Source organism: Burkholderia sp. DN3021, from assembly GCF_049805555.1.
In the GTDB taxonomy this organism is placed as follows: Bacteria; Pseudomonadota; Gammaproteobacteria; order Burkholderiales; family Burkholderiaceae; genus Burkholderia; species Burkholderia pyrrocinia_C.
In genome coordinates, this window is sequence record NZ_JBNCAB010000021.1 from 40,209 (window position 1) to 63,573 (window position 23,365).

Sequence of the window (23,365 nt, forward strand, 5' to 3'; positions counted from 1 at the left end):
AGCGGCGCAACCGCGTTCGCCGGCTGCGTGAATTGCGCGCCCGACGGCCGGGCACGCCGCCGTTTCACCGGTGAAATCGCGGCGTACCTCGCGCCTCGCGCCCCGGCGCCGGGCCGATCGGCCACGATGCATTAAAATGGCAGCTGACGATTCAACTGCGCGAACCCTTCCGATGGCCTCCAATCTCCACGACCTGCCCGACAGCCCCTGCATCGGCGTGTGCTCGACCCTCTTCGACGAAGTCTGCAAAGGCTGCGGCCGCACGGCCGCAGAAGTGTCGAACTGGGTGTTCCTGAGCGACGTCGAAAAGCGCGCGGTGTGGGAACGCATTACGCGCGAAGGCACCGCGATGCGCTTCCAGTACGACAAGCTGTAAATCCGCCGCGCATAAAAAAAGCGGCATGCCGACCGCCATGCCGCGAACCCCAACTCTGTTCTTTTCCTGTCGCGTCTAGAACTTCATCCCGACGCCCACGCCGACGATCAACGGATCGATGTGCAGCGTGCCGATGCCCTTGTCGCCGAGCGTCGCATCGGTGCTCATCCAGATCTTCTTCACGTCGACGTTCATGAACACCTTCTTCGTCAACTGCACGTCGACGCCGAACTGCAGTGCGGGGCCGAAGCTGCTCTTGTTGATCGACACGCCCTCCCCGCCGACGTTGAGCCCGTTGTTGTAGAAGTACGTGTAGTTCAACCCGGCGCCGACGTACGGACGCACCTTGCCGGCATGGTTGAAGTGATACTGCAGCAGCAGCGTCGGCGGCAGCACGCCCACGCCACCGAGGTTACCGAGGCTCGACGTCACCTGGTGCCGCGACGTGCCGAGGATCAGCTCGACGCCGAGGTAGTCGCGGATCATGTACGTGAAGTCGAGCTCGGGCACGATCGCGTTGTTCACGCCGACGTTGAGCGCGCCGAGCGTGTCGCTCGCGCGCTCGTTCGGCTGGATGCTGATCGCGCGCAGCCGGACCAGTACGTCACCCTGGTTGATGCCGTCGCCCGGCGACGCCGCGTGCGACACCGACGGCATCGCGACGAAGCTTGCCGCGACGGCGGCAGCGGTGACAAAAGTTCGAATCGTTTGATGCATGGTACGGACCCCCAAAGAATGGTTCCCATTCTCCTCGTAGGGTCTTTTCGTCATCTTGATATTCGTCAAGCCAGCGTAAACGTGGGACGGTTTGCCGCAGGCTCGGTCGCACGGCCCGTCAGCAGCAGGTCGAGCAAATCGCGCACGCTGCGGATCGCGCGGCCGAACGGCAGCGCTTCGCGGCCGCGGAAGAACAGCCCGTTCGCGACGTCGCCGCGCAGCGCGGCCGCCAACCGCGTGTCGATGCAGAAATGGCCGAACTTCTCGATGCCGTCGCGCAAGCCGCATACGCTCAGGCATTCGAGCGCGGTCGGGCAGCGCTGCTTGAATGCGCCGAGCTTGTTGCGGATGCGCGTCTCGTTGCGCAGGTAACGATCGAGCCACGGCGTCTTCACCGCGCGCGCGGGCAGCCCCGTCACGCTGACGAATTCGACGATGTCGTCGGGCGCCGCATCGGCGAGCACGCGCTTGAACTCCGGATGCGCATCGCCCTCTTGCGTCACCGCGAACGGCGTCCCGACCTGCACGCCGTTCGCACCGGCCGCGAGCGCCGCACGCACCATCTCGTGACTGTTGATCCCGCCCGCAACGATCAGCGGGATCGTGTCGCGCGCGAGGCCCAGCGACGCCATCACCTGCGCGGTCTCGTCGAGCACGCGCGCGAAATCGAAGCGCGCGTCGTGCATGTCGTCGATCTGCGTGACGCCGAGGTGGCCGCCTGCGTGCGCCGGATGCTCGATCACGATCGCATCGGGCAGGCGCCCCTTCTTCATCCACTTCTTCAGCACGAGCGCGATCCCGCGGCTGTCCGACAGGATCGGGATCAGCGCGACGTCGTGTCCTTGCGTGAGATCGGGCAGATCGAGCGGCAGGCCCGCGCCCATCACGATCGCATCGGCGCCTTCGTCGCACGCGACTCGCACGTAGTCCGCATGCGCGCTCACCGCCTTCATCACGTTGACCGCGATCATCCCGCGCCCTTCGCCGTAGGTCTTCGCGAGACGGATCTCGCGCGCCAATGCGTCGAGGTTCGCGGCCTCGAGCGTCGCGCGATCGGGCTGCGCACGACAACGCGCGAGCAGGTCCGCATGATGGTGGCGCAGGTCGATGCTCGCGATCGTGCCGAGCGCGCCTTCGCGGGCGACGCTGCCCGCCAGCCGGTGCGCGGAGATGCCGACGCCCATGCCACCCTGCACGACAGGCAGCAAGGTGCGGCCGCGTATCGTCAGCGGCGGAAAGGAAGTGCGTACGGTCATCGGATACCTCGTCAGAACATCGGAACCGCGATGATCGACGATTCACCGCCGCGCACCTTGACGTCCGTCAATAAAAAACGGCACGCGAGCGTGCCGTTTCCGGTTCATGCGGTGCGAGACGCTCAGGCCGGCTTCGCTGGCTTCAACTGCATCGACTTGTACTCGAGATACTCTTCGAGCCCGTACACGCCGTTCTCGCGGCCGTGCCCCGACTGCTTGTAGCCGCCGAACGGCGCGGCGCCGTTCCACGTGCCGCCGTTGATGTCGACCTGCCCCGTGCGGATGCGGCGCGCGATGCTCATCGCACGTTCGTCGCTGCCGGCCCATACCGCGCCGCCGAGCCCGTACGGCGAATCGTTCGCGATCCGCACGGCTTCGTCTTCGTCGCGATACGTGATGATCGACAGCACCGGCCCGAAGATCTCTTCCTGCGCGATCGTCGATTTCGGATCGACACGGCCGAACACGGTCGGCTTCACGAAGAAACCTTTCGCGAGCCCCTCCGGCAGGCCCGTGCCGCCCGTCACGAGTTCCGCGCCTTCATCGATCCCGCGCTGGATGTACGCCTGCACGCGCTGCTGCTGCACGGCCGACGCGAGCGCGCCGAGGCGCGTCGCGTCCTGCCGCGGATCGCCCGCGACGTATGTTTCGGCCGCGGCCTTCGCAATCTCGCGCGCCTCTTCGTAGCGCGTTTCCGGCACCAGCATCCGCGTGTGCGCCGAGCAGGTCTGGCCCGCGTTCAGGTAGCACGCGTTGACCGTGCCCTTCACCGCCGTCGCGAAATCGGCATCGTCGAGGATCACCGACGCCGACTTGCCGCCCAGTTCAAGCGCGACGCGCTTGACGCCCGCGGCCGCCAGCTCGGCCACGCGCTTGCCGGCGCGCGTCGAGCCCGTGAACGACACCATGTCGACGTCCGGGTCGGTAGCCAGCACCTCGCCGACGACCGGACCGTAGCCGCACACGAGGTTGAACACGCCGGCCGGCAGGCCGGCTTCGTGAATCGCTTCGGCGAGCATGAATGCGTTGAGCGGCGCGACTTCGGACGGCTTCAGGACCACCGTGCAACCGGCCGCGAGCGCCGGCGCGACCTTCAGCGTGACCTGGTTGAGCGGGTAGTTCCACGGCGTGATCGCCGCGACCACGCCGACCGGCTCGCGCACCACGAGCGAGTTGCCGACCCGCGCCTCGAATTCGAACGACTCGGCGAGCTTCGCATATGCCTTCCAGTTGTAGATCGGGCCGCCGACCTGGATCGCGCGCGACAGCTTGATCGGCATCCCGACTTCGCCGGTGATCGACTGCGCGAGTTCCTCGCTGCGCGCCTGCAGACGCTCGACGATCTTGCGCAGATAGCCCGCGCGCGTCGCGGCCGGCGTGGCCGCCCACGCGTCGAAGGCCGCGCGCGCCGCGCGGATCGCATCCTGCGCGTCGGAGGCGATGCCCTCCGGAATCCGGCCGATCACGGCCTCGGTGCCCGAGTCGATCACGTCGATCGTGCCGGTTCCGGCCGGTTTGCGCCATGCGCCGTCGATATAGAACTGGTCGTAGATTTTCATCGTGTTCCGTCTCCTGTCGGGCAGAGTTGGCGCTTTAGCGCTTATGGCGGCGGGAGCAGGTACTCCAGCCCCATGCTTCGCGGGGAAGCCGACATTCTAACGAGCGTTGCGGTCGACTGGTGTGACGATTGACAGCCATTCGAAAGGACTCCGGCCTCTGCCGCACCCTCGCTGCGCCGTCGGCGTGAGCGCCGGCCCGGCGTCCGCCATGCCGCTGCGGTGTCAGCATCCGCCCGGGTGCGCGGCCGGGCCCGCATCGTGCTATGTTTTTATTATCGGCACCGGCCCATTGCGACCGGCGCCGCCCGGAATCGACGCATTTCGTGAGCGCTGCCATGTCCGACGCATCCCATACCCTCGGCTCGCAAGACCGCCTGGAGCTGCTTTGCTGGCTCACCTGCGGCAATCTCGGCGCGTTTTACCTCAACGAATCATGGCCGGACGCCACGTTCCAGGTCCAGGCCGCGCACCGCTGGCTCGACCGCCATCACCGCCAGGCCGACTGGCTCGCGATCGCCAAGCTCGCGGCGCTCGCGCAGGACATCGCGAAGCGGCACGCCGGGTTCGTCGACGCGCCGTGGGCGCGCGACGCGGTCGAGGAAATCGTCGATACCGACGATCTCGACTATCGGGCAAAACTCGTGCAATGGGTGTACGACGACTGCTGCAAGGCGCTCGCGGACAAGCGGCTGGCCGATTGAGTCGCATATCGAGCCGCATATCGAGCCGTACGCGTGCGGGCCGCGGCACCGCTTCGCGCGACGGTCTTGTCGTCGATGCGGAAGTAGCGGCCGGACTGGCTGACGGGGTACGGCGCGCCAGCACCGCCCGCTGCACCGGCACGCGCAATGCGCGCTGTTGCGCTTACAGCAGCGACTTCGCCTGTGTCAGCACCTTGTCGCAGATCTGCCTGGTCACCTGCTGTTTCAGGCCACCGCCGCTCAGGTCGAGCTTGCTGCCGTTGCCGGCGTCGAGGATCCCGCTCGCGCCGCTGGTATAGCCGCTGTCGGTCGACGCATTGCCGCCGAGCCTGCCGAGCAGCGCGTCCTTCACCGACGATGCGCTGCCGGACGCGCCGCCGAGATAGTTGTTCTGGATACAGAACTGCAGCAGGCCCGCGACGTTGCCGGTACTCCCCGGCATCAGCGACGAACCGCCGCCAGTCAGTGCGCCGCCGAGGTTGCCGAGGTTACCGAGCGCACTGCCTGCGCTGCCGCCCGAGTCGCCACCACCGCCGACCTGTTTCAGGACATCACCAAGCTGCGCATGAGCCACCGAAAACGGCCCGAGCAATCCGATCAGCGCGCCGGCAACGATCGCGCGGTATAGACGTGCATTCATGTGAAGCCTCCTGGCTGTGACTGCATAAGTGCCTCGAATCGAATCAAAGGATACCCAATCAACCGGTGCATGACAGCCTTCGTGCGCGGCCTGAAACGTCAGGCATCGTGATATCGCCGCGATTTGACAATGCTTGACGGGATGCCCGCGCAGCATGCGCGGCCGGTTCGATGCGCGACAGACTGCACTCGCGCACGATCGCCATTGCGTGTCGCCGGTACATGCGATGCGTCATAGAATCGTCGTCGCCTGCCGTCCGGACCATCCGGCCCGATACAAGTACACGGGCAAGGCGTACACGATGCCCGGCGTGAAGGCCATCGCGGGCGTGATGGGCAACGACGACGAACGCGTCGATTTCCGCGCCGGCAGCCGGCTGCTGATCGTCGCGGGCTGCTTCAACGACGATTGCGGCGACGACAACGCGAAGGCGGCCCGGTTCTTCTACGAATGGACCGGCACGCGGCTGCGTCCGGTCGGCACCTGTCCGCTGGTCGTTGCGCCAGTCGAATAACCGGCGACCGATTCGCGCAGCACTCGTGAAAACCGTCACGCCTCCGGCGCGCGTGCCCCGTCGCCGCATGCCGCGACGAACAAGACCGCGAGCACCACGCCGATCGACACGAACGGCGCCGCCGGATGCAGTTCGTACAGCATCGTACCGGCCAGCGGCGCGACGACTATGCTGAGCCCTTGCGCCATCGACATCGCGCCCGCGCACGCGGCCTGCTCGTGCGCTTCGACTCGCGTGCTCGCGAGCGCCGCGACTGCGGGAAACGCGGCGCCCAACCCGCACGCCGCCACGAAGTAGCTCGCGCACAGCAGCAGCGGGTACGCGGCCTCCGCGGCCAGCGCCGACACGAACCCCACGCCCCCCGCCAGCGCGCCCCAGCGCAGGCACCGGAGCGGCGCGACCGCACGCAGGCGGCCAACCAGCGACTGCGTCGCGATCAGCCCGATGCCGGCGCTGCCGAGCGCGTAGCCGACCACCATCGACGCGTCGCCCGTCCGCACGTGCAGCCGGTCGATCGCGTAAAAGCCGAGCACGCTGTTCGCGATCATCACCGCGCTGTACAGCGCGAACGCGCTGCACCACGGCAGGCGCAGGCGCGGATCGGTCGGCTTCAGCCGGGGCGGCGCCTGCCGCACCGCATGCGCGCCGTCGTCGCGCAGCCGTCGCAGCCCCGCCAGTCCGGCGAGCGGCAGCAGCGCGAAAACGGCGAGCGCGAGCGTCATGTCGATCCCGGCCAGCCAGCCCGCGAGCGGCGGCGCGAGCACCATCCCTATCGCGCCCGCCGCGCCGAATCGTGCGATCGCGGCCGCGCGCCCCGTGGCCGGTGTCCGGTCCGCGATCCACGCCATGGCCGCGACTGGCAACCCCGCATAGCAGCCGCCCATCGCCGCGCGCGTGACGAGCAGCGCGACAAAGCCCGCCCATACCGGCGGCACGGCGCTGCCGCCGTCGCGCAATGCCCAGCCGACGTAGCCGGCCAGCAGCAGCGAACTCGCGACGAAGCCGCCGATCGCCGCACGCATCGCCGGCAGCCGCCCGCGGGTGTCGGCCGCGCGCCCCCAGCGCGGCGCGGCGATCATCCACACGAGCCCGACGATGCCGATGATCGCGCCGACATGCAGCGGCTCGAGATGCATGCGCCGCGCCATCGGCCCGGCGATCGTGACGAATGCGTAGGTGCCGGCCACCATCGCGAAATTCACGAACAGCAGCGGCAGGAAAGACACGCCGGCATCGGCCGGCGTGGGCAGGGAGTCAGCGGAAGTCATCGACATAAGGTGTTCCGATGAAAAAGGTAAGCGTCGTGCGTCAGTGCGAATGGACGCCGGCACCGCGTGGCGCGGCGCATCGGGCACGGGCAGCCGCGCACCGACGCGCTGCCGTTCCTCGTGACACGGCAACGCGAACGCGCCTGCCGCGCCTTGTTCGGCACAGGGCCGGGATGTATTTCATGACGATGCGCCGGAAACGGAAGGCGGCCGGACCGTCACACACCGAGCGTCGCGCCGCCGGTCGCCTCCAGCGTGCGCGCCAGCACGACCTTGTCGAGCTCGCCCGCGCGAATCCTGGCGACCGCCTGCGCGACCGCGTCTGCATAAGCATCCGCGGACGGCACCTCGCGCGCCGCGAGCGGCGCGCCCGCATGCGGGATCGCCGCCGCAACATCGCTGGCCAGCAGCATATGCGCCGGCGTTGCGAGAAACAGCGGCGTATCCGCACGATAAACATCCCGCACGCTATGGGGTACTAATAGTTCGGAAAGTCGGGAAATCGCATTCATTGACATTGCCTCCAGATTGAACGAGCCGGCGCGGCGCGCCGGCCATGCCGTCACATTTCGGCGGTCAGACTCACCGCGATGCGGCGCCCCTGGTCGACGAGCCAGTTGCCGCTCAGCCCGGTCGTGCGCGTGCGATCGTCGATCGGCACCATCTTGTTGGTCAGGTTCAGCACCGCGAAATTGACGGAGAAACGCTTGTCGATCCGGTAGCGCCCGCCGAGATCGAAAGTCGTCGTCGACGGCCGTTCGCGCACGCCCTGCGCGCCGTTGCGGAACGCGGCCCAGTATTCGCTGCCGATATAGTTCGCCGTCGCGTAGAGATCGAGCTTGGCGGTCGGCGTCCAGTCGACCTGCACGTTGAATTTGTGCTTCGGCGTCTTGTCGAGCGGATAGCCGTCGAGCGAACTGCCGTTGAACGCCTTCTCGCCGCTGCCTTCGCGGCGCGATTCGGTCAGCGTGTACACGCCCGACACCTTCAGCGTGCGCGACAGGCGCGTGCCCGCGCCGATCTCGAGCCCGTACAGCTTGACCCGGTCGATGTTGTCGTACACATAGATGTTGCGGCCCGGCGAGCGCGGATCGGGCTTGCCCGTGTCGTAGCTCGCCACCTTGTTCTTGAACAGATTGTTGAACAGCGTCAGGCCCGCGTACGTGTCGCCCAGGTCGTAGCGCACGCCGAGCTCTTCGGTCAGGCTCGTCTCCGGCTTGAGATCCGGATTGCCGCACAGCGTGCCGGGCGTCGCGCCCGCCGCGCCGCCCGACGTCATGCAGTAGCCGGCCGTGCTCTGGCGCAGCGACGGCGGCCGGAACCCGGTCGATACGCCGCCGCGCACCGTCCACGCTTGACTGATCTGGTACACGCCGTAGATGCGCGGGCTGACGTGGCTGCCGTAACGCTCGTCGTGATCGAGCCGCACGCCGGTCGTCAGCGTGAAGCGGTCGTTGAAGAAGTAGTCGTTCTCGCCGAACAGCGCCCACGCGTTGCGTGTGACGCGATCCGCATTGGCCCCATGCCCTTTCGGCACCGCGTCCTGCACGCTGACGCCCGACAGCCGCGACCAGATGTGCTGGCCGCCCATGGTCAGGATGTTGCGCTCGCCCCACCACGGTATCGCGGCCTTGCCTTCGAGGATCGTGTCGGTCAGCGCGGGCTTCACCGGCGAACGCCCGGCCGGCGTCCACTGGTCCTGCACGCCGCGCTCGCCGTACAGCGACACCGTCGTGTCGCCGAAGCCCCAGCGGCCGTCGTGCGTGATGCCCCAGTAATCGCGGACATGACGCGTCTCCGTGAGCGCGGTGGCCGCCGTGCGCGGCGTGAGCGGCGCGGCGCTCTTGCCCGGCGTGCTGAGATAGGTGAGCTGCTCGCGCCCGATGTTCACGCTCACGTCCTGGTTGCTCGCGGGTTTCGCGGACAGCTTCACGTCGAAGCTGCCGATCCGCTGCCCGTTCGCCCCGCCCGTTCCACTGTTCGGGTAGTAGATGTCGTCTTCGCCGCGATGCAGGAGACGCCCCGACGCCTGCAGCCCGAGCACGTCGGATTTCAGCGGGCCGCCAAGCCAGAAGTCGACGCTCTGCGTGTCGCCCTGGTTCGATTCGAGCTGCCACACACTGCCTGCCGTGATCGTGCCGCCCCAGCGCTTCGGCACCTTGCGCGTGATCACGTTGATCACGCCGCCCATCGCGTCGGCGCCGTACAGCGACGACATCGGCCCGCGCACGACCTCGATCCGCTCGATCGCGGACAGCGGCGGCATCAGGTTCGACTGCACGCCGGCCGTGCCGCGGTTCATCGTTTCTCGCGTGTTCTGGCGGCGGCCGTCGACGAGTATCAGCGTGTACTCGCCCGGCATCCCGCGAATCGAGATGTCCTGGTCGTTCGGCGACGCACCGACGACGCTCACGCCCTCGACGTTGGCGACGATCTCGGCGACCGACGTATACGGCTTCGCGTCGATGTCTTCCCGGCTGATCACCGAAATGCTCGCGGGCGCCTCGCGGATCGCCTGCTCGCGGCGGCTCGCCGTGACGACGATCTCCTTCAGCGCGGCCGGATCGGCGGCAGCATCCGGCGGTACGGATTCGACCGCTTTGGCCGGTTTGCCCGGGTCATCCGGTTTGGCGGCGACGGACGACGCGGCGGCGGGTTCCGCCACCCGGCCAGGCGTCTGCGCCCACGCGCACGACACGCCCATCAGATACAGGCCGGCAACGACGACCGGCTTCAACGCAAAGCTTGCAGCTTGACTCGACATGGTGGCGCCTTCTACGTTTCATGATGCTATTGATTCTCATTTGCATTATGAAACATGTAACCAATCGAAATCTTTGCGTAAGCATCGAAGTCGTTTGAGCGCCGTCGCCGGCCATCGTCAACGCCGGTCGCTGCGTCGCGCGAGCGTCGGCGTGACGCCGAAGCGGCGCTTGTAGGCCGTCGCGAAGTTCGCGGCGCTCGTGTAGCCGGCCAGCGCCGCGGCCTGCTTGACGCTCACCGCATCGCGCTCGAGCGCGAGCCGCGCGCGCTGCAGATGATGTTCGCGGACGAAGTCGAACACGGTCGTGCCATAGGCCGCGCGGAACTGGCGCTGCATCGCGTTCGCGCTCATCCCGGCGTGCCGCGCGATGTCGTCGAGCGACAGTTCCTGAACCGCGTCGCTCGCGAGGAACGCGCGCAACTCGGCCATCCGCCGATAGTCGCGCGAGCCGAGCGACGCCTCCGCCGCCTGCGCCGCACCGGTCTCGAGCGGCGTAAAGGCCTCGGCGAGCAGTTCGAGCACGCGACTCTCCAGATAGATCGCCTGCAGCATCGGCTGATAGGCCGGCGGCCGCACGATCTGTTCGGCGAGCGCCGTTGCACGCGGCGTCGGCTGCCAGAAGCGGATCGCGAGATGCGCGGACAGCATCGCATCGAGCCGTTCCGGCAGGACGCCGCGGCTGGCCGCCTGCAGATGGCCGAGCCATTCGCCCGACATCGCGAGGCTCAGCCGCCGTGCATAACCGCCCTTGCGGAGCCGCCTGCGGAACGTGTCCGGCTCGACCGCGTTGAGCAGGAACGACTGCATCCGCACCGCGGGCCGCATGGCTTCGCGGTCCGTGCGGCCGGTGCGGCGCCCGTCCGTCGTCAGCACCACGCGCCGGTCACCGTACGACACGTCGAGCGCGCCCTCGAGCAGCAGCACGAGATGCAGGCCCGGTGAACACTGCCCCGACATCACGGCGTCGAATTCATCCGTTGCGTCGTCCGAATGGATCCGCAGCCCGGGCCGCACCTCGCGGATCCGCGCGACATGTGCGTCGTGTCGATAGCGATCGGAATGGGAAGCGGCTGGTGTCAGCGCTGTCATGTCGTCATACCCCCGCGCGCAGGCCTCTTGCGCCCACGCAAACTATTTTGGCGTGCGATCAAACGACCGACGCCCCTGTCGCGGCGTCGGCTCGGCTACAATTAAATGAGAATTGTTCTCATTTATATCGTATCGGGAGTCACGTGAGAAATACAAGCGGAATGTGGGCCATGCTTGGCGTATGGCTGTGCGGCTGGCTCGTGATGCAGGCCGCACAGGCGGACACGACGACCGTCACCGACCTGGCCGGGCGGCAGGTCCGGATTCCCGCGCGCGTCGAGCGCGTGCTGCTCGGCGAGGGGCGCCTGCTGCCGGCGCTGGCGGTAGTCGACGGTGACGATCCGGCGCGCCGCCTTGTCGGCATGATGGGTGATTTCGAGCAGCTCGATCCCGCGAGCTACGCCCAATGGCTCGCGCGCTTCCCGCGCCTGAAGGACGTGCCGCGCATCGGGCGCTCGCAGTCCGGCAGCTTCAGCGACGAGCGCGCGCTCGCGCTGCGTCCGCAGATAGCGATCTTCGGGCTCGGCGGCGGCCACGGCCCCGGCGAGCGCGATCGCGAAACGCTCGCGCGGCTCGAGGCGGCCGGCGTCGCGATCGTGTTCGTCGACTTCCGGCACGACCCGCTCGCCAACACGCCACGCAGCATCGCGCTGCTCGGCCAGGTGCTCGGCTCGCCGCAGCGCGCGACGGAATTCAACGCGTACTGGCGGCAGCAGCTCGACCTCGTCCGCACGCGGCTCGCGACCGCGCGCCCGGCCGCGCCGAGCGTGTTCCTCGAAAGCCGAGTCGGCCTGTCGGGCGACTGCTGCGACACGATGACCGGCATGATGGGCCACCTGCTCGACGCCGCTGGCGGCAACAACGTCGCGAAAGGCCGCGTGCCCGGCGAGCACGGCACGCTGAACCCCGAATACCTGCTGAGCCGCCGGCCCGATTTCTACATCGGCACCGCGATCGGCTCGCTCCAGACGCTGCAAAGCGCGCCGCAACGCATCGCGCTCGGCGCCGGTGTGCCGCACGACGCCGCCGTCCGTTCGCTCGACCGCTCGCTGAAGCGGCCGCAGATCACACCGCTGCGCGCGGTCCGCGAGCGGCGCGCATATGCGATCTGGCATCACTTCTATAATTCGCCGTTCAACGTCGTCGCCGTGCAGGCGATGGCCAAGTGGCTGCATCCGGCGTTGTTCGCCGATCTCGATCCGCGCGCCACGTTCGATACGATGGTCCGACGCTTCCAGCCCGTTCCGCTGCAAGGCGAATACTGGGTGCAGGAAGGGTCCTGACATGCGGATGCCCGCCTCCTCCATGCGTCGCTCCCTGCTCGTCGCCGGATTGGCCGGTCCGCTCGGCGGCCGGCTCGCGCCCGCGCGCGCCGCCGATGCGCCTGCCTGGCCCGGCCTCGAAGCCGCACTGCCGGTCGTCGTGCCGAACAGCCGCCAGTTCGACGTGACGATCGCCGGCCGCACGCGGCGTCTGTTCGTCGCTCTGCCGGCCGAGCGTTCCGGCTCGGCGCCCCATCCGGTGCTTACCGTGCTCGACGGCAATGCGCTGTTCCCGCTCGCGGAGCAGCTCGTCCGCAATCTCCGCTCTCGGCCGGACGGCGCGCGCGACGCCGAGGCCGTCGTGATCGGCATCGGCTATCCGGTCGACGGGCCCTACGACATGGCCGCGCGCGCGGACGACTACACGCTCGCGCCGTTGCCGAACGGCCGCGGCGTCGTCGCGGACCGCTTTCTCGACTTCATCGAGCACGACGTGCAGCCGTGGCTCGCCCGCCAGTTGCCGGTCGATCCCGAGCGGCAGACGCTGTTCGGCCACTCGTACGGCGGCCTGCTGACGCTGTATGCGATGCTCGCGCGCGCGCACCTGTTTCGGCGCTACGTGGCCGCGAGCCCGTCGATCTGGTGGGGCGAGCGCGCGCTGCTGCCCTATGCCGACCGATTCGCCGCGCAAACCGCCCCGCTCGCACCACCGCTGCGCGTCCTCGTGACCGCAGGCGGCCTCGAGGAAGGTGCACCGAACCACGACGCCGAACGGATGCGCCGCCAGCAGGCACGCAAGCAGGTCAGTTCCGCCCGCGACTTCGTCGCGCGCGTGGGCGGCCGCGCAGGGCTTGACGCCGCGTTCCGGCTGATCGACGGCGAGGATCACGGCGGCGTCGTGCTGCCGAGCCTCGCGCTTGCGTCACGTGTGGTTGTCGAGCCCGCGTCCGGAGCGGCCGCATGAGCACGACGACACCCGTTTCGCCTCCGTCGCTGCGACTCCGCTACCGCGCGGTCGCCGCGCGGCGCGTCGGTGCGCTGGCCGCGCTCGCATGCGTGCTCGTCGCACTGCTCGTCGTCGACGTCTCGACCGGCCCGTCGCCGTTTCCGGTCGCCGACCTGGTCGGCGGCCTGTTCCGGCCCGACGGGCTGCCGCTCGAACAGCGCGTGATCCTGTGGGACGTGCGCCTGCCGTATGCGCTGATGGCCGTGCTCGTCGGCGCGTCGCTCGGGTTCGCCGGCGCCGAAATGCAGACCGTGCTGAACAACCCGCTCGCGAGCCCGTTCACGCTCGGCATGTCGGCCGCCGCGAGCGTCGGCGCGTCGCTCGTCGTGATTTCCGGCTGGCACCTCGTGCTGTGGAACGAGAACGTCGCGCTGTCGCTCGGCGCGTTCGCGTGCGCGAGCGTTGCGACGCTGCTGATCGTCTGGCTCGCGTGGCGCCACGGCGCGACGACCGAAACCGTCGTGCTGTTCGGCATCGGCCTGATGTTCAGCTTCGAAGCCCTGCTGTGGCTGCTGCAGTTCATCGCCGATGCGAATGCGCTGCAGCAGATCGTGTTCTGGAGCATGGGCAGCCTGGCGCGCGCGACCTGGGGCAAGATCGCGCTGCTGACCTGCGTGTTCGCTGCCTGCACGCTGTGGGCGAGCGTCGACGTTGCGTCGTTGACGGCGCTGCGCGCCGGCGACGAGCAGGCGCGCAGCATGGGCATCGCGGTCGAACGGCTGCGGCTCGTCGCGCTCGCGCGCATCAGCCTGCTGTCCGCGACGGCGCTGTCGTTCGTCGGCACGATCGGCTTCGTCGGGCTCGTCGGGCCGCACGTCGCGCGGCTGCTGGTCGGCGACGAGCATCGCTACTACCTGCCGGGCGCGGTGCTCGCCGGCGCGATCATGCTGGCCGGCGCGTCCGTGCTCAGCAAGACGCTGATCCCCGGCGTGACACTGCCGATCGGCATCATCACCGCGCTGGTCGGCGTGCCGCTGTTCATGCTGCTCGTCAGCCGGCGCAGGAGGCTCGATGGCTGAGCCGATGCTGCATCTCGACGCGCTGTCCGTCCGCTACGGCGCCCGGGTCGTGCTCGACGGGTTGTCGCTCGCGCCGGTCGAGCCGGGCACGACGATCGGGCTGCTCGGGCCGAACGGCGTCGGCAAGTCAACGCTGCTGCGCGCGTTGGCGCGGCTCGCGTCCGCCACCGGTCGCGCGGCATTCGGCAGCTTCGACCTGCTGTGCGGGTCGCGCCGCGAACACACGCGGCAGGTTGGCTATCTGCCGCAGACCTTGCCGCAACCGTCGTCGCTGCTCGTGTACGAAGCCGTGCGCAGCGCGTTGCGCGCCACCTGCGGCGGCCTGTCCGACGCGACGAGCGACCGGCGTTTGCAACAGGTGTTCACGCGGCTGCGGCTGCACCCGCTGGCGATGTCGTCGCTCGACCGGCTGTCGGGCGGCCAGCGACAGATGGTCGGGCTCGCGCAGGTGCTCGTGCGCGACACGCCGCTGCTGCTGCTCGACGAACCGACCAGCGCGCTCGACCTGCGCTGGCAATTGCTCGCGCTGGAGGCGGTCGGTGAGGCGGCCCGCCGGCGCGGCGCGATCGTGCTGGTCGCGATGCACGACCTGAATCTCGCATCGCGTTTCTGCGACCGGCTCGTGCTGCTGAGTGCCGACGGACTCGTCGCGGACGGCGCGCCGGCCGACGTGCTGACGCCGCCGAACCTGCGGCGCGCGTACCGCGTCGACGCGCGGGTCGAGCGCACGGCGTCGGGCGATTACGTCGCGCTGGCGGAGCGGGCGATTCCCGACGAGCCGCAGTGGTGTTCGATGCGTGACGCGGGGGCGTAGCGCTTATTGGCTGGTGCCCGGGCAACGTAGCGAGCCATTGGCGAGAAAAAACCGGAATGCGTGATACTGCCGGGCTTCGCCGGCGTAGAAAGGAAAAAGCCCGCATCGGCGAGGTGCCGATGCGGGCCTGATGCGTGGCTGGCGGCTTCGCTTCATGCACCCGACTTCGCACTGCCCAGCCGCGGCACATGAACGGAAGCGTCAGGACAATTACTCCTGCCCCTGACTCGTCAGAAACTCCTCGTAGTTCCCACCAAAGTCGAACAACGTGCCATCCGTGCGCACTTCGATGATCCGGTTCGCCAGCCCGCTCACGAATTCGCGGTCGTGCGACAGCCCGACCCAATCTGATTTCCTGTAACTATATGGAGGTCAGAATGGCATCTATCGTTCAACGTGGGTACAAATGGCAGGCCAAAATTCGGACCCAGGGCCAGCCCATCCGCTCCAAAACTTTCGATACGAGGGAGGCTGCGGAGCAATGGGCGGCCGAACAAGAGGCCATCAAGCCAGCGCCCAAACAACCCCGTAAGGTCCACGAGAAGCCCCCTATGCTCACCGTCGGGGACCTCTTTGCCCGGTACATCAAAGCCCCTTTACCGGGCCGCCGGAATGTCGAATGGGAGCGCGGGATATGCCGCCGCTTCATCCGCAACGAAAAAAAGCTATGCGCCGTGCCGGCCGCGAAGCTCGACAAACCCCATTTGGTCGAATGGCGGGACCGGCGTATCGGAGAGGTCGCTCCTAGTACGGTGATCCGAGAGCTAGACGCCATATCCGCCGTGTACCGCCTCGCTATAGATGAGTGGGCCGTAGGTCTGACTGTCAACCCGACCAAGGGACTACGCCGGCCCAAGCTCCCGCCTCCCCGCGACGTACGGCTTGCCATTGGTGACGACGAAAAGCTGATCGCATCCGCTATCGACTACAACCGCGAGATTGCCCCGGCCATCGTTCTGGCAATTGAGACAGCCATGCGGCAAGGCGAAATAGCAAAGCTCCGCTGGGAGCATATCGACCTGGAGGCTCGGACGGTTCTACTACCTATGACGAAGAACGGAACGCCGCGAAAGGTTCCTTTATCTAGTCGGGCAATCGAGGCTCTGACGTGGTGTCCTCCGCCGCATCGGGGCCGCGTATTCAAGCTCACGCAATCGGCCATGAAATACGCTTTCAGCCGCGTACGCCAAGAGTGCGGCCTTGGAACCATTCATTTCCATGACCTTAGACACGAGGCCACAAGCAGACTTTTCGAAAAGGGATTGAATGTCCTAGAGGTGGCGACCATAACCGGCCACAAGAACCTCAAGCACCTCCAACGCTACACCCACCTCCGCGCCGAAGATTTGGCGAAGAAGTTGGGATAGGCATGACGGCCGCCCCGTTTTATCCAAGGGAGGCCGGCTGACGATAAAGCGGTCCGGTCATAGGCGTGCGGCAGCATCCCGAACCTACCGGGGCCGCACGCGTAGAATGCTATTTCCGCAACTGACGGCTGTTGCAGCCCAAGCCATTATGTCAAACGAAAAACCTCCCAAGCTTTTTATCTCATACAGCTGGACTACACCAATGCATGAGCAGTGGGTGCTTGATCTAGCGGAACGGCTTCGAGACGACAATATCGATGTAATTCTGGATAAATGGGATCTACGCGAAGGCAACGACGCGCATGCCTTCATGGAACGGATGGTCACTGACTCAGAAATCAAAAAAGTGGCAATGATTTGCGATTTAGCATATACCGAAAAAGCAAATAGACGGGGCGGCGGAGTCGGAACCGAGACGCAGATTATTACGGGCGAAATTTACGCGCATACTTCTCAAGACAAGTTCGTTGCCGTCATTGCAGAAAAAGACGTAGACGGACACGCAGTAGTACCTGCTTACTACAAAGGGCGTATTCACATTGACCTCACGGACGCTGACCGCTACGAACAGGAGTATGAGCGTCTCGTTCGATGGGTCTACGACAAACCACTTTTTATTAAGCCTCCACTGGGAAAAACACCGGCATTCTTGGCCGACACTGCTACCAAGACATTAGGCAATCGATCGGCTATGAAGCGGGCGCTGGATCAATTGCGTGACGGCAAATCGACCGCCACCGCAGCCCTCGGAGACTACCTATCGAGCGTGTCCACATCGTTCGAGCAGCTGCGGATCGTGAAGGACAAAGACAAGGAGTTTGACGAGCAGGTCGTCCAATCGATTGACGCGTTCCTCACCACGCGAGATGAAGTGTTAGCCGTCATCCACGCAGTTTCACGCTACCAAGCATCCGAAGAAAATGTGCGGAAGCTCCACCGATTCTTCGAAGAACTGCTCCGCTACTTTAGTCCGCCGCCGAACATATCCAGCTACAATGAGTGGGATTTCGACAACTATCTTTTTATCACTCACGAACTATTTCTTCATACGATAGCCTTATTCGTAGACAATGAGCAATTCGAGCACGCGCAAACGTTAATCGCCACCGAGTATTACGTCGGAAAAAATCATGCCTTTAATGGCGAATCGATGGTCCCCGTTACAGCATTTGAATTGAATATCGGCTCACTCGAACGCCGAAATACTCGCCTTAATATGCGGCGCATTTCCTTGCGGGCCGACTTATTGCATGATCGCTGCAAAACCGGAATTAACCGATTCGATTCTGTAGCGCAAGCCGATATTCTAGTTTTTATGTACGTCACGCGGAGCAGCGGCTATTGGTGGCCGTACACAGCTGTCTATCTTGGTAACGGCCGAGCGCCTCTTCCAGTATTTGCCCGTTCGAGCTCTTCGAAATTCTTCAACCGACTACGGCCATTACTTGGTGTCGACAATGCGGAGCAACTGCGAACCTGGATTACGCAGTTGTCGGCTAACAACGACCTGCCGCGAGTGCAGTTTGGTCATCTCCCGCTCGTACGGTTGGCCAACGTTGAAAAGATCGCGACCAAGGAGTAGACAGGCGTTACCTCCGGCCATTGGCTGAGAGTTGGCCCAACGTCCCCCTGGCATCTCGAAGGGTTGAAACATGGGCTGTGTAAATCCAGACCGACCGCATCGACCCAACGCTGTGCGCACAACTCTCCACTTATCGCCGTTGCGTCGATGATGTTCGGGGAGCTGTGCGCGCTCGGCGTCGCGGCGGGCGATTTGTCACCCGAGGGGTACCGGCATCCCGCCAGAGCGCTCTGTCATCGAACGAACAGCGGCTTAGCGTTGTGAGCCCTGACAGCCCAACGTTCCGCCTCTGATTCACGGAATGCCTTGGCCCTCTCCGCTCGAATGGCGGCGGCCTTGGCGTCATCGATCTGAAGACGGAACCCGTAGTGGAGCGTGTACTGGTTGTTATTCCGGTCGTACACAGCGATCACTCCTGGCGGCAGATTTTCCTGAAGTAGCTTTGCCGACGCCTTCGGGTCCGAGGGAACTTGAACCTGCACGAGGTCGCCCACGGCTGGCCCTTTCCCGACAGCGCTTGCACCGCCTGCGGCGTTCGGAGCCGCTGCGCCGGTCGTGACGGGTCGCGGAGCAGTCTTGTTGCGGATGGCCAAATTCTGCCCCACATGGATAATCAAGGGACTGTCCATTGAGTCGTGAATCTCCGACAGCCCGTACCGGTCCGGGCGCTTCAGCGAGAGACCAGCGGAGTCCGGGACGAGACCGGGAAGCGCCTTGCTGAGATGGCTGAGGTCATCCAGCGCTGTCTTGAACGGGTCCTCCGGCTCGTTTGCTTTGTTCATCATCGGGAATGACGAGTAAATCGCCTTGTAGCCTTTGGTGATCGAGTACGGGTGATTGGGGTCCGCGTTGATTGGGGAGTCCGCAGCGCGGCCCTTACCTTTGAACGGGTCCTCAATGATCTTCACCGTGCCGCTCATACCGACCGTCGCCATACGCGTGCCCTTGAACACCGTGGCCGCGTTCTCTACTGCGGTGTCGAGGTCCACCTTCCCATTGGCCCGTTGAGCCATAAGCTGCTGGATGACGATCCCCTGAAACTGTTGGCGGAGGTCCGAGGACATCGAGGTCGCCGGATTCCAGATGAGGCCCTTGCGGCCCACGTCTTCCAGCATCGCCTTCCCCATCGCCTTGTTGACGGCCACGTCCACGTCGGCCTGCTTCTTACCGGGAAGCAGCGGCTCCCAGTTGATGCTGCCGCCGTTACCGATCTTCTCCAGGACCTTCGAGTCCATACCGCCATCGCGGATGGCCTTGTAGACCTGGGACACATCACCGTTCGTCGGAGCGAGCGCCTTGACGCCCCAGTACATCCCAGACGCCTCGTCGTCCTTCCCGAGATACTGGCCGAACGCGTGATCGCCCACGATGTCGTGAATGCGGTCCATGACGCGCCAGGCCCGTGAGGCGCGGTCCGGATCGCCCGACTTGATTGCCGATGTCAGGTCCTTCTGGATGCGCGGGGGCATCGTGCCGTCTGAGATGTCCCGGATGCCTGGGGCGGTCACCCACCCCACGAACTCCGAGCCAGCCTGGTCCGACGCGAGCGGGTCCGGGAGACCGGCGTTGCCCTGCATCGACGCGGCGAGCGCCGGGTACTGAGCGCTACCCCGGAGCTTCTGGACCATGTATTTGTCGAAAGACTTCTTCACAGCCTCTGCAGGATCCACACCCCACAACTCTGCAACGGTGTGGATGTTGTGCGAGCCGTTGTAGCCGCGCTCGGCCAGCGACATGTAGTTAATCGTTGCCTGCTGCTTCGACGCCTCCAGCAGCCCTTGATATACGGCACCGAACTTGTCCATCCCGACTCCGTGATTGGAGTCCACGCGATTCGCTTGATACACTAGGTGCGCCCAGTCTTCGGGGGTGGCGTTCGGATTGGCCTTGAGCGCGATGGCCGCGAGGCGAACCCCATCGACCTCCTGCGCCGCCTGGATCGACTTGACGGTCTGAATCTGCTGCACAGCGTCGTGGGACATCTTGTCGTAGGCAACCGGGTTACGGTCAGCCCACCCGGATTGCTCCAGGGCGTTGAGGAGTCCCAGGGCTTGCGTCTTGTTGCGCACGCTACCCATGAAACCGCCGATCATCTTGTCCGCGAGCGTCTGGTCCCCACGGGTCAGCGCCAACACGCGCTGTTCCAGTGTGGCGAAGCCCGCCTCCGAGATACCTTGCGGCGAGTTGATCTGGGCGTTTGCGCTGTTCTGAATCTCCAGCGCGTGATTCTGCTCCTGCGTCTGCGCGACTTGCTCCGACGCCTGCGCCACCATCGTCTGCGCGGCGGGAGCGAAGCGGCCCACGAGCGCGGAGTCGAAGTCGGTGTCTCCAGTGCCCGCGCCATAGAAGTCCTTCCAGACTCCCTTGGCGACATCCTCGGGGGACACCGAGCCATCCTTCGGCATCTCGCGCAGTCGCGCACTTAGCTCCTGCTGCATCTCGAACGCCTGATTCTGGGCGAACGATTGCTGATATGCATTCCAGTAGGACTCGCGATTGGCGTGGGCCTCGTCGGGGACGCGGCCCGCTGCTTGGTCAGCCTGCGCCTGCTTCGCGAGCGCCTCGTTCTCCTTGTGGATGTCGGCTACGCGGGCCTGCTCCGTAGCGGCGTTGACTCGCTGGAGATCGCCCTGGAGGTTCCCGAAGAACCCGCCGAACGAGTTAGCGAGTGACTGGATCGCGGACACTTGGCCCGAGGCGTCCACACGGGCCGCCGTTGCCTGCGCTCGCGTCGTGGTGACGCCAGGTGCCGCCGTTACATCGAGACCCGGTAGGTTGATGGGGCGAAACGATTGATTTTGCTGACCCGACATTTGGGTTCCTTGTCAGTGATTGGTGAGGAAGAATGGGAATGGAGTCGAGAGCGGATACAGCGCTCCAGACGGCCCTTTGCGGGCAGAGGATGCGAGCGGGGCTATTTTCGACGCGGCATCGCGGGACGCCCGAGTGGGCCTTAGGTGGAATCGGCGGAGGCGGCCTCGGCCTTCCGTGCCTTCTTACGGCTGCGCGAGCGCGGAACCTGCCGGATGGTGTCGGGCATGAGGGAGCACGGATAGTCCATCTCGTAGCACTCCCCCTGCTTCAGGCCCAGGAGCAGCGCTCCAACGTCGTAGTCGTAGCCGTGCTCTCTGTCCCGGAGGTGAAACCCGCGATGCATGGGCGCTCGGATTTCGCCACGCTCGCCTCGGGTCCATCGGCGGCGGCCAATGCCCATTACGTAGTGGAGCCAGTGGAAATCCCAGAGAGCCACGCGGACAGCCTGGGTCGAATTGACCAGGGGGACTTCCACATAGCCATCGCGGAACCGCAAGGGGCGCTGCCTGCGCTGTTTGCGGTCGCTCTCCTGGATCACGCGCTCGGCTAGTGCCCCTTGCGGGGCTCCAGTGGCCGGGATGGTCTCTATGCGCCTGCGACTGGTTCGGACGGTTTGCGCGTTCGCTGTATTCATACCGTCAGGCCTCGGGCCGCACGAATCTCTGCGGCGGTCTTGCCGACTTGATCGGGCAATGCATTCTCACGCTTGTCGAACGTGCAGATAGCCGCGTCCGGGATGCGGTTGCCTGGTTCAACCGGAGTGTCGCTGGCAAACGAATAGGGGTGGTACGGCGTGAGGTCGGGAACCTTGCCCTCGCTCGTAGCGTTTTTGATCGCGGTAACGAACAGGATATTGTTCGAATGCAGGATGTAGCTCATGGTTTCGATGGTGTCATTGACGCGCCTTGCGGCGTGGGTGGTGTCGCGATAGACCCGTGCTGTCGCGGGGCCGCTCGGGCCGTCTCTGGCGATCCTCGGGCGCGACCACGAACGGCGCTAGCTCGGGCTTGGCCTCGGCAGGCAAGGCGGCCCACATGCGGCGGATGCGGTCCCGAAATGCTCCGGGGTTCAGGTCGTAGGCTTCTTGGGTCAGACGGAACGCGTTCGAGCGCTGCGGGCCATCCGGGGATGTCATCAGGACGGCCAGGGCCAGCTTGAACCGCTCGCCGGGGTCGCTTGGGTCCGAGAGGAACAGGTGCCGCACGGCGGCGGCGTAGGTCGTCATGAGCGACCGTAGAACGGATTGCGTCCAGTGAGTCGCGTCATGTCGCGCTGCATCGGCTCGTCTGGGGTGCGACCGGGGGCCAGCGGGAAGGTGAGGTTGTGCGGGACGGTCAGCGGGTCTTTGGCCGGATCGACATGCATATCGGCCATTCGCGCGGAGCGCTTGAACTCATCCAGGCGTACCGCGATGGTCTGGCCTGCATCGGCATCAAAGGGATTGGCTTCGAGTCGCTTTGCAGCGAACCGGATTTCCTTTGCGCGGCCCGTCTGAGAGGGGTCGGCGGCCATCGCGTCAGCGACCGCCAGCAATGCCGCTGCCGGGTTCGGGGAGCGTCGCGCGGCCTCCAGCTTCTCTGCGATCTCGTGGGCGCTCAGGGGCGCGGGGTTGGTCTGTTTCGTCATGGATTCGAATCGAGTTGGATGGGGATTGGTTACCGGGCTGCGGCACTGCCTTCGGCGGCTGCGACCTGGTAGCCGTACTTGCTCGCCAGGTAGTCTCGTATAGCTGCGGTGTCCTCGGGACTCGGTGCGCTGTAGCTGCCGCTCTGGGTGCTGTTCTTCGGATCGGCGTAGCGAATCGTCTGGACCGCCTCGACTCGCTCGGCATGGCTGAGGGCCTCTGGGCCGCTATAGGCGACGCACTGGCCCGCTGCATTGCGCAGGGGGACGCCCAAGTGGTCACATTCAATGTAATGCGCCAAGCCTGCCAATTCGTCTTCATGGGTTGCAGGCTGGCCGGTGCGGCGATTGAGGTAGCGGATAACGGTGCTCATGGTTGATGGTTCCTTGTAGGTCGGATCGAAATGAAAGAGGACGGAGCCAGGAAGCGAATGCAGCGCCTCTGAGCAGCCCCATCGGGTTCGGTGATACGTAAGCAGTCCCATGTATTGCCGGGGCGGCATGGGACGTCTTGATGGGTTCCGCCCATTGATAATCAATGAGGGTTATCTTTGATGGTTGTCTAGGGCTGCTGCATTAGCGACGGCATATGCAAGCCTTGCAGCCTCTACCCCTTAGGTAATCATAGGCATGGCCCGGCGCTCCTAACCTGTGTCGGGTTAATCCGCACCGTCCCTTAGCGCTCTATAGGCATAGGCGGCCCCGGGTCTTTACCTGTGCGGAGTTAATCCGAGCGCCATCGGGCGATGTCATCAGAATTTGGCGGGGACGATGAGAGGCGCACTGGCGGCCTCGTGAGGTCCGGAGTTAACGAGGAGTGGCGCGGAATGTCTCAGCGGCTCCGGGGGTGCTGTACGCAAGCCGTAGGCGGATGCTTGCGCTTCTCTCGACGGATGTACATGTGCAGCATGAGATCATGGGCCGCCATGTGCTTCCCGGCTGCAAAGTCGCGGTCGAAGCGGGCAAGGAGGTCCTCAGGGCTTAGGTTGCTTTT

At 65.6% G+C, this 23,365-nt stretch carries 22 protein-coding genes and 1 pseudogene; 9 read left to right on the forward strand and 14 right to left on the reverse strand.

Annotation, left to right across the window (positions count from 1 at the left end):
- The first annotated feature begins 172 nt into the window (after positions 1-172).
- On the forward strand, positions 173-376 hold the full coding sequence (locus ACPUER_RS13435) for a DUF1289 domain-containing protein (RefSeq protein ID WP_310143137.1): 204 nt from the start codon (positions 173-175) through the stop codon (positions 374-376).
- Between the two features lie 75 nt (positions 377-451).
- On the opposite strand, the gene ACPUER_RS13440 is transcribed toward ACPUER_RS13435, so the two are convergent.
- The 3 genes from ACPUER_RS13440 to ACPUER_RS13450 all read right to left on the reverse strand — a co-directional run bounded on the left by ACPUER_RS13440 (position 452) and on the right by ACPUER_RS13450 (position 3,908).
- Positions 452-1,093 (reverse strand): OmpW family outer membrane protein, encoded by a 642-nt coding sequence (locus ACPUER_RS13440; protein WP_310143140.1) that lies wholly within the window; start codon positions 1,091-1,093, stop codon positions 452-454.
- A gap of 65 nt (positions 1,094-1,158) precedes the next feature.
- A complete protein-coding gene (locus tag ACPUER_RS13445; RefSeq protein ID WP_310143142.1) occupies positions 1,159-2,349 on the reverse strand; it encodes a nitronate monooxygenase family protein in 1,191 nt (396 codons plus the stop codon).
- Positions 2,350-2,471: 122 nt separating this feature from the next.
- Positions 2,472-3,908, reverse strand: a complete 1,437-nt coding sequence (locus ACPUER_RS13450) for an aldehyde dehydrogenase family protein (protein ID WP_175961320.1) — start codon at positions 3,906-3,908, stop codon at positions 2,472-2,474.
- Positions 3,909-4,243: 335 nt separating this feature from the next.
- Here ACPUER_RS13450 and ACPUER_RS13455 point away from each other — a divergent pair, with 335 nt between their 5' ends.
- Complete coding sequence (locus ACPUER_RS13455) at positions 4,244-4,609, forward strand: hypothetical protein (RefSeq protein WP_034181339.1); 366 nt, start codon at positions 4,244-4,246, stop codon at positions 4,607-4,609.
- A 163-nt stretch (positions 4,610-4,772) separates the two neighbouring features.
- Here the strand turns inward: ACPUER_RS13455 and ACPUER_RS13460 are convergent, their stop codons facing one another.
- Complete coding sequence (locus ACPUER_RS13460; protein WP_310143148.1) at positions 4,773-5,249, reverse strand: DUF2501 domain-containing protein; 477 nt, start codon at positions 5,247-5,249, stop codon at positions 4,773-4,775.
- A gap of 277 nt (positions 5,250-5,526) precedes the next feature.
- On the opposite strand from ACPUER_RS13460, the pseudogene ACPUER_RS13465 reads away from it, so the two are divergent.
- Positions 5,527-5,763, forward strand: a pseudogene (locus ACPUER_RS13465) (hypothetical protein); the annotation flags it as partial.
- Between the two features lie 35 nt (positions 5,764-5,798).
- Here ACPUER_RS13465 and ACPUER_RS13470 read toward each other — a convergent pair.
- The 4 genes from ACPUER_RS13470 to ACPUER_RS13485 form a co-directional block, all read right to left on the reverse strand.
- A complete protein-coding gene (locus ACPUER_RS13470; protein WP_425131342.1) occupies positions 5,799-7,037 on the reverse strand; it encodes an MFS transporter in 1,239 nt (412 codons plus the stop codon).
- Between the two features lie 212 nt (positions 7,038-7,249).
- Positions 7,250-7,543 (reverse strand): hypothetical protein, encoded by a 294-nt coding sequence (locus tag ACPUER_RS13475; protein WP_425131343.1) that lies wholly within the window; start codon positions 7,541-7,543, stop codon positions 7,250-7,252.
- Between the two features lie 50 nt (positions 7,544-7,593).
- On the reverse strand, positions 7,594-9,795 hold the full coding sequence (locus ACPUER_RS13480; protein ID WP_425131344.1) for a TonB-dependent receptor domain-containing protein: 2,202 nt from the start codon (positions 9,793-9,795) through the stop codon (positions 7,594-7,596).
- Between the two features lie 117 nt (positions 9,796-9,912).
- Positions 9,913-10,884, reverse strand: a complete 972-nt coding sequence (locus tag ACPUER_RS13485) for a helix-turn-helix domain-containing protein (RefSeq protein ID WP_425131345.1) — start codon at positions 10,882-10,884, stop codon at positions 9,913-9,915.
- A gap of 161 nt (positions 10,885-11,045) precedes the next feature.
- Here ACPUER_RS13485 and ACPUER_RS13490 point away from each other — a divergent pair, with 161 nt between their 5' ends.
- The 6 genes from ACPUER_RS13490 to ACPUER_RS13515 all read left to right on the forward strand — a co-directional run bounded on the left by ACPUER_RS13490 (position 11,046) and on the right by ACPUER_RS13515 (position 17,934).
- Positions 11,046-12,167, forward strand: a complete 1,122-nt coding sequence (locus tag ACPUER_RS13490; RefSeq protein ID WP_425131346.1) for an ABC transporter substrate-binding protein — start codon at positions 11,046-11,048, stop codon at positions 12,165-12,167.
- A 22-nt stretch (positions 12,168-12,189) separates the two neighbouring features.
- A complete protein-coding gene (locus tag ACPUER_RS13495; protein ID WP_425131347.1) occupies positions 12,190-13,110 on the forward strand; it encodes an alpha/beta hydrolase in 921 nt (306 codons plus the stop codon).
- Positions 13,107-14,171: a FecCD family ABC transporter permease gene (locus tag ACPUER_RS13500; RefSeq protein ID WP_425131348.1), complete on the forward strand. Its 1,065-nt coding sequence runs from the start codon at positions 13,107-13,109 to the stop codon at positions 14,169-14,171. The genes ACPUER_RS13495 and ACPUER_RS13500 overlap by 4 nt, the downstream gene beginning before the upstream one ends.
- A complete protein-coding gene (locus ACPUER_RS13505; RefSeq protein WP_425131349.1) occupies positions 14,164-14,985 on the forward strand; it encodes an ABC transporter ATP-binding protein in 822 nt (273 codons plus the stop codon). Before ACPUER_RS13500 ends, ACPUER_RS13505 begins: the two co-directional genes overlap by 8 nt.
- Positions 14,986-15,362: 377 nt before the next feature.
- Positions 15,363-16,352, forward strand: coding sequence for a site-specific integrase (locus tag ACPUER_RS13510; RefSeq protein WP_425131350.1), 990 nt, complete (start codon positions 15,363-15,365; stop codon positions 16,350-16,352).
- Positions 16,353-16,458: 106 nt separating this feature from the next.
- On the forward strand, positions 16,459-17,934 hold the full coding sequence (locus ACPUER_RS13515) for an SEFIR domain-containing protein (protein WP_425131351.1): 1,476 nt from the start codon (positions 16,459-16,461) through the stop codon (positions 17,932-17,934).
- A 233-nt stretch (positions 17,935-18,167) separates the two neighbouring features.
- Here the strand turns inward: ACPUER_RS13515 and ACPUER_RS13520 are convergent, their stop codons facing one another.
- From ACPUER_RS13520 to ACPUER_RS13545, 6 genes are all read right to left on the reverse strand, one after another.
- Entirely contained in the window at positions 18,168-20,747 is a 2,580-nt protein-coding gene (locus tag ACPUER_RS13520) for a hypothetical protein (RefSeq protein ID WP_425131352.1), read from the reverse strand.
- Positions 20,748-20,887: 140 nt separating this feature from the next.
- Complete coding sequence (locus ACPUER_RS13525; RefSeq protein WP_425131353.1) at positions 20,888-21,286, reverse strand: hypothetical protein; 399 nt, start codon at positions 21,284-21,286, stop codon at positions 20,888-20,890.
- Positions 21,287-21,378: 92 nt separating this feature from the next.
- On the reverse strand, positions 21,379-21,627 hold the full coding sequence (locus ACPUER_RS13530; RefSeq protein ID WP_425131354.1) for a hypothetical protein: 249 nt from the start codon (positions 21,625-21,627) through the stop codon (positions 21,379-21,381).
- Between the two features lie 13 nt (positions 21,628-21,640).
- On the reverse strand, positions 21,641-21,973 hold the full coding sequence (locus ACPUER_RS13535; protein ID WP_425131355.1) for a hypothetical protein: 333 nt from the start codon (positions 21,971-21,973) through the stop codon (positions 21,641-21,643).
- Complete coding sequence (locus tag ACPUER_RS13540; RefSeq protein ID WP_425131356.1) at positions 21,970-22,374, reverse strand: hypothetical protein; 405 nt, start codon at positions 22,372-22,374, stop codon at positions 21,970-21,972. Before ACPUER_RS13540 ends, ACPUER_RS13535 begins: the two co-directional genes overlap by 4 nt.
- Positions 22,375-22,403: 29 nt before the next feature.
- On the reverse strand, positions 22,404-22,745 hold the full coding sequence (locus ACPUER_RS13545) for a hypothetical protein (RefSeq protein WP_425131357.1): 342 nt from the start codon (positions 22,743-22,745) through the stop codon (positions 22,404-22,406).
- Positions 22,746-23,365 lie beyond the last annotated feature (620 nt).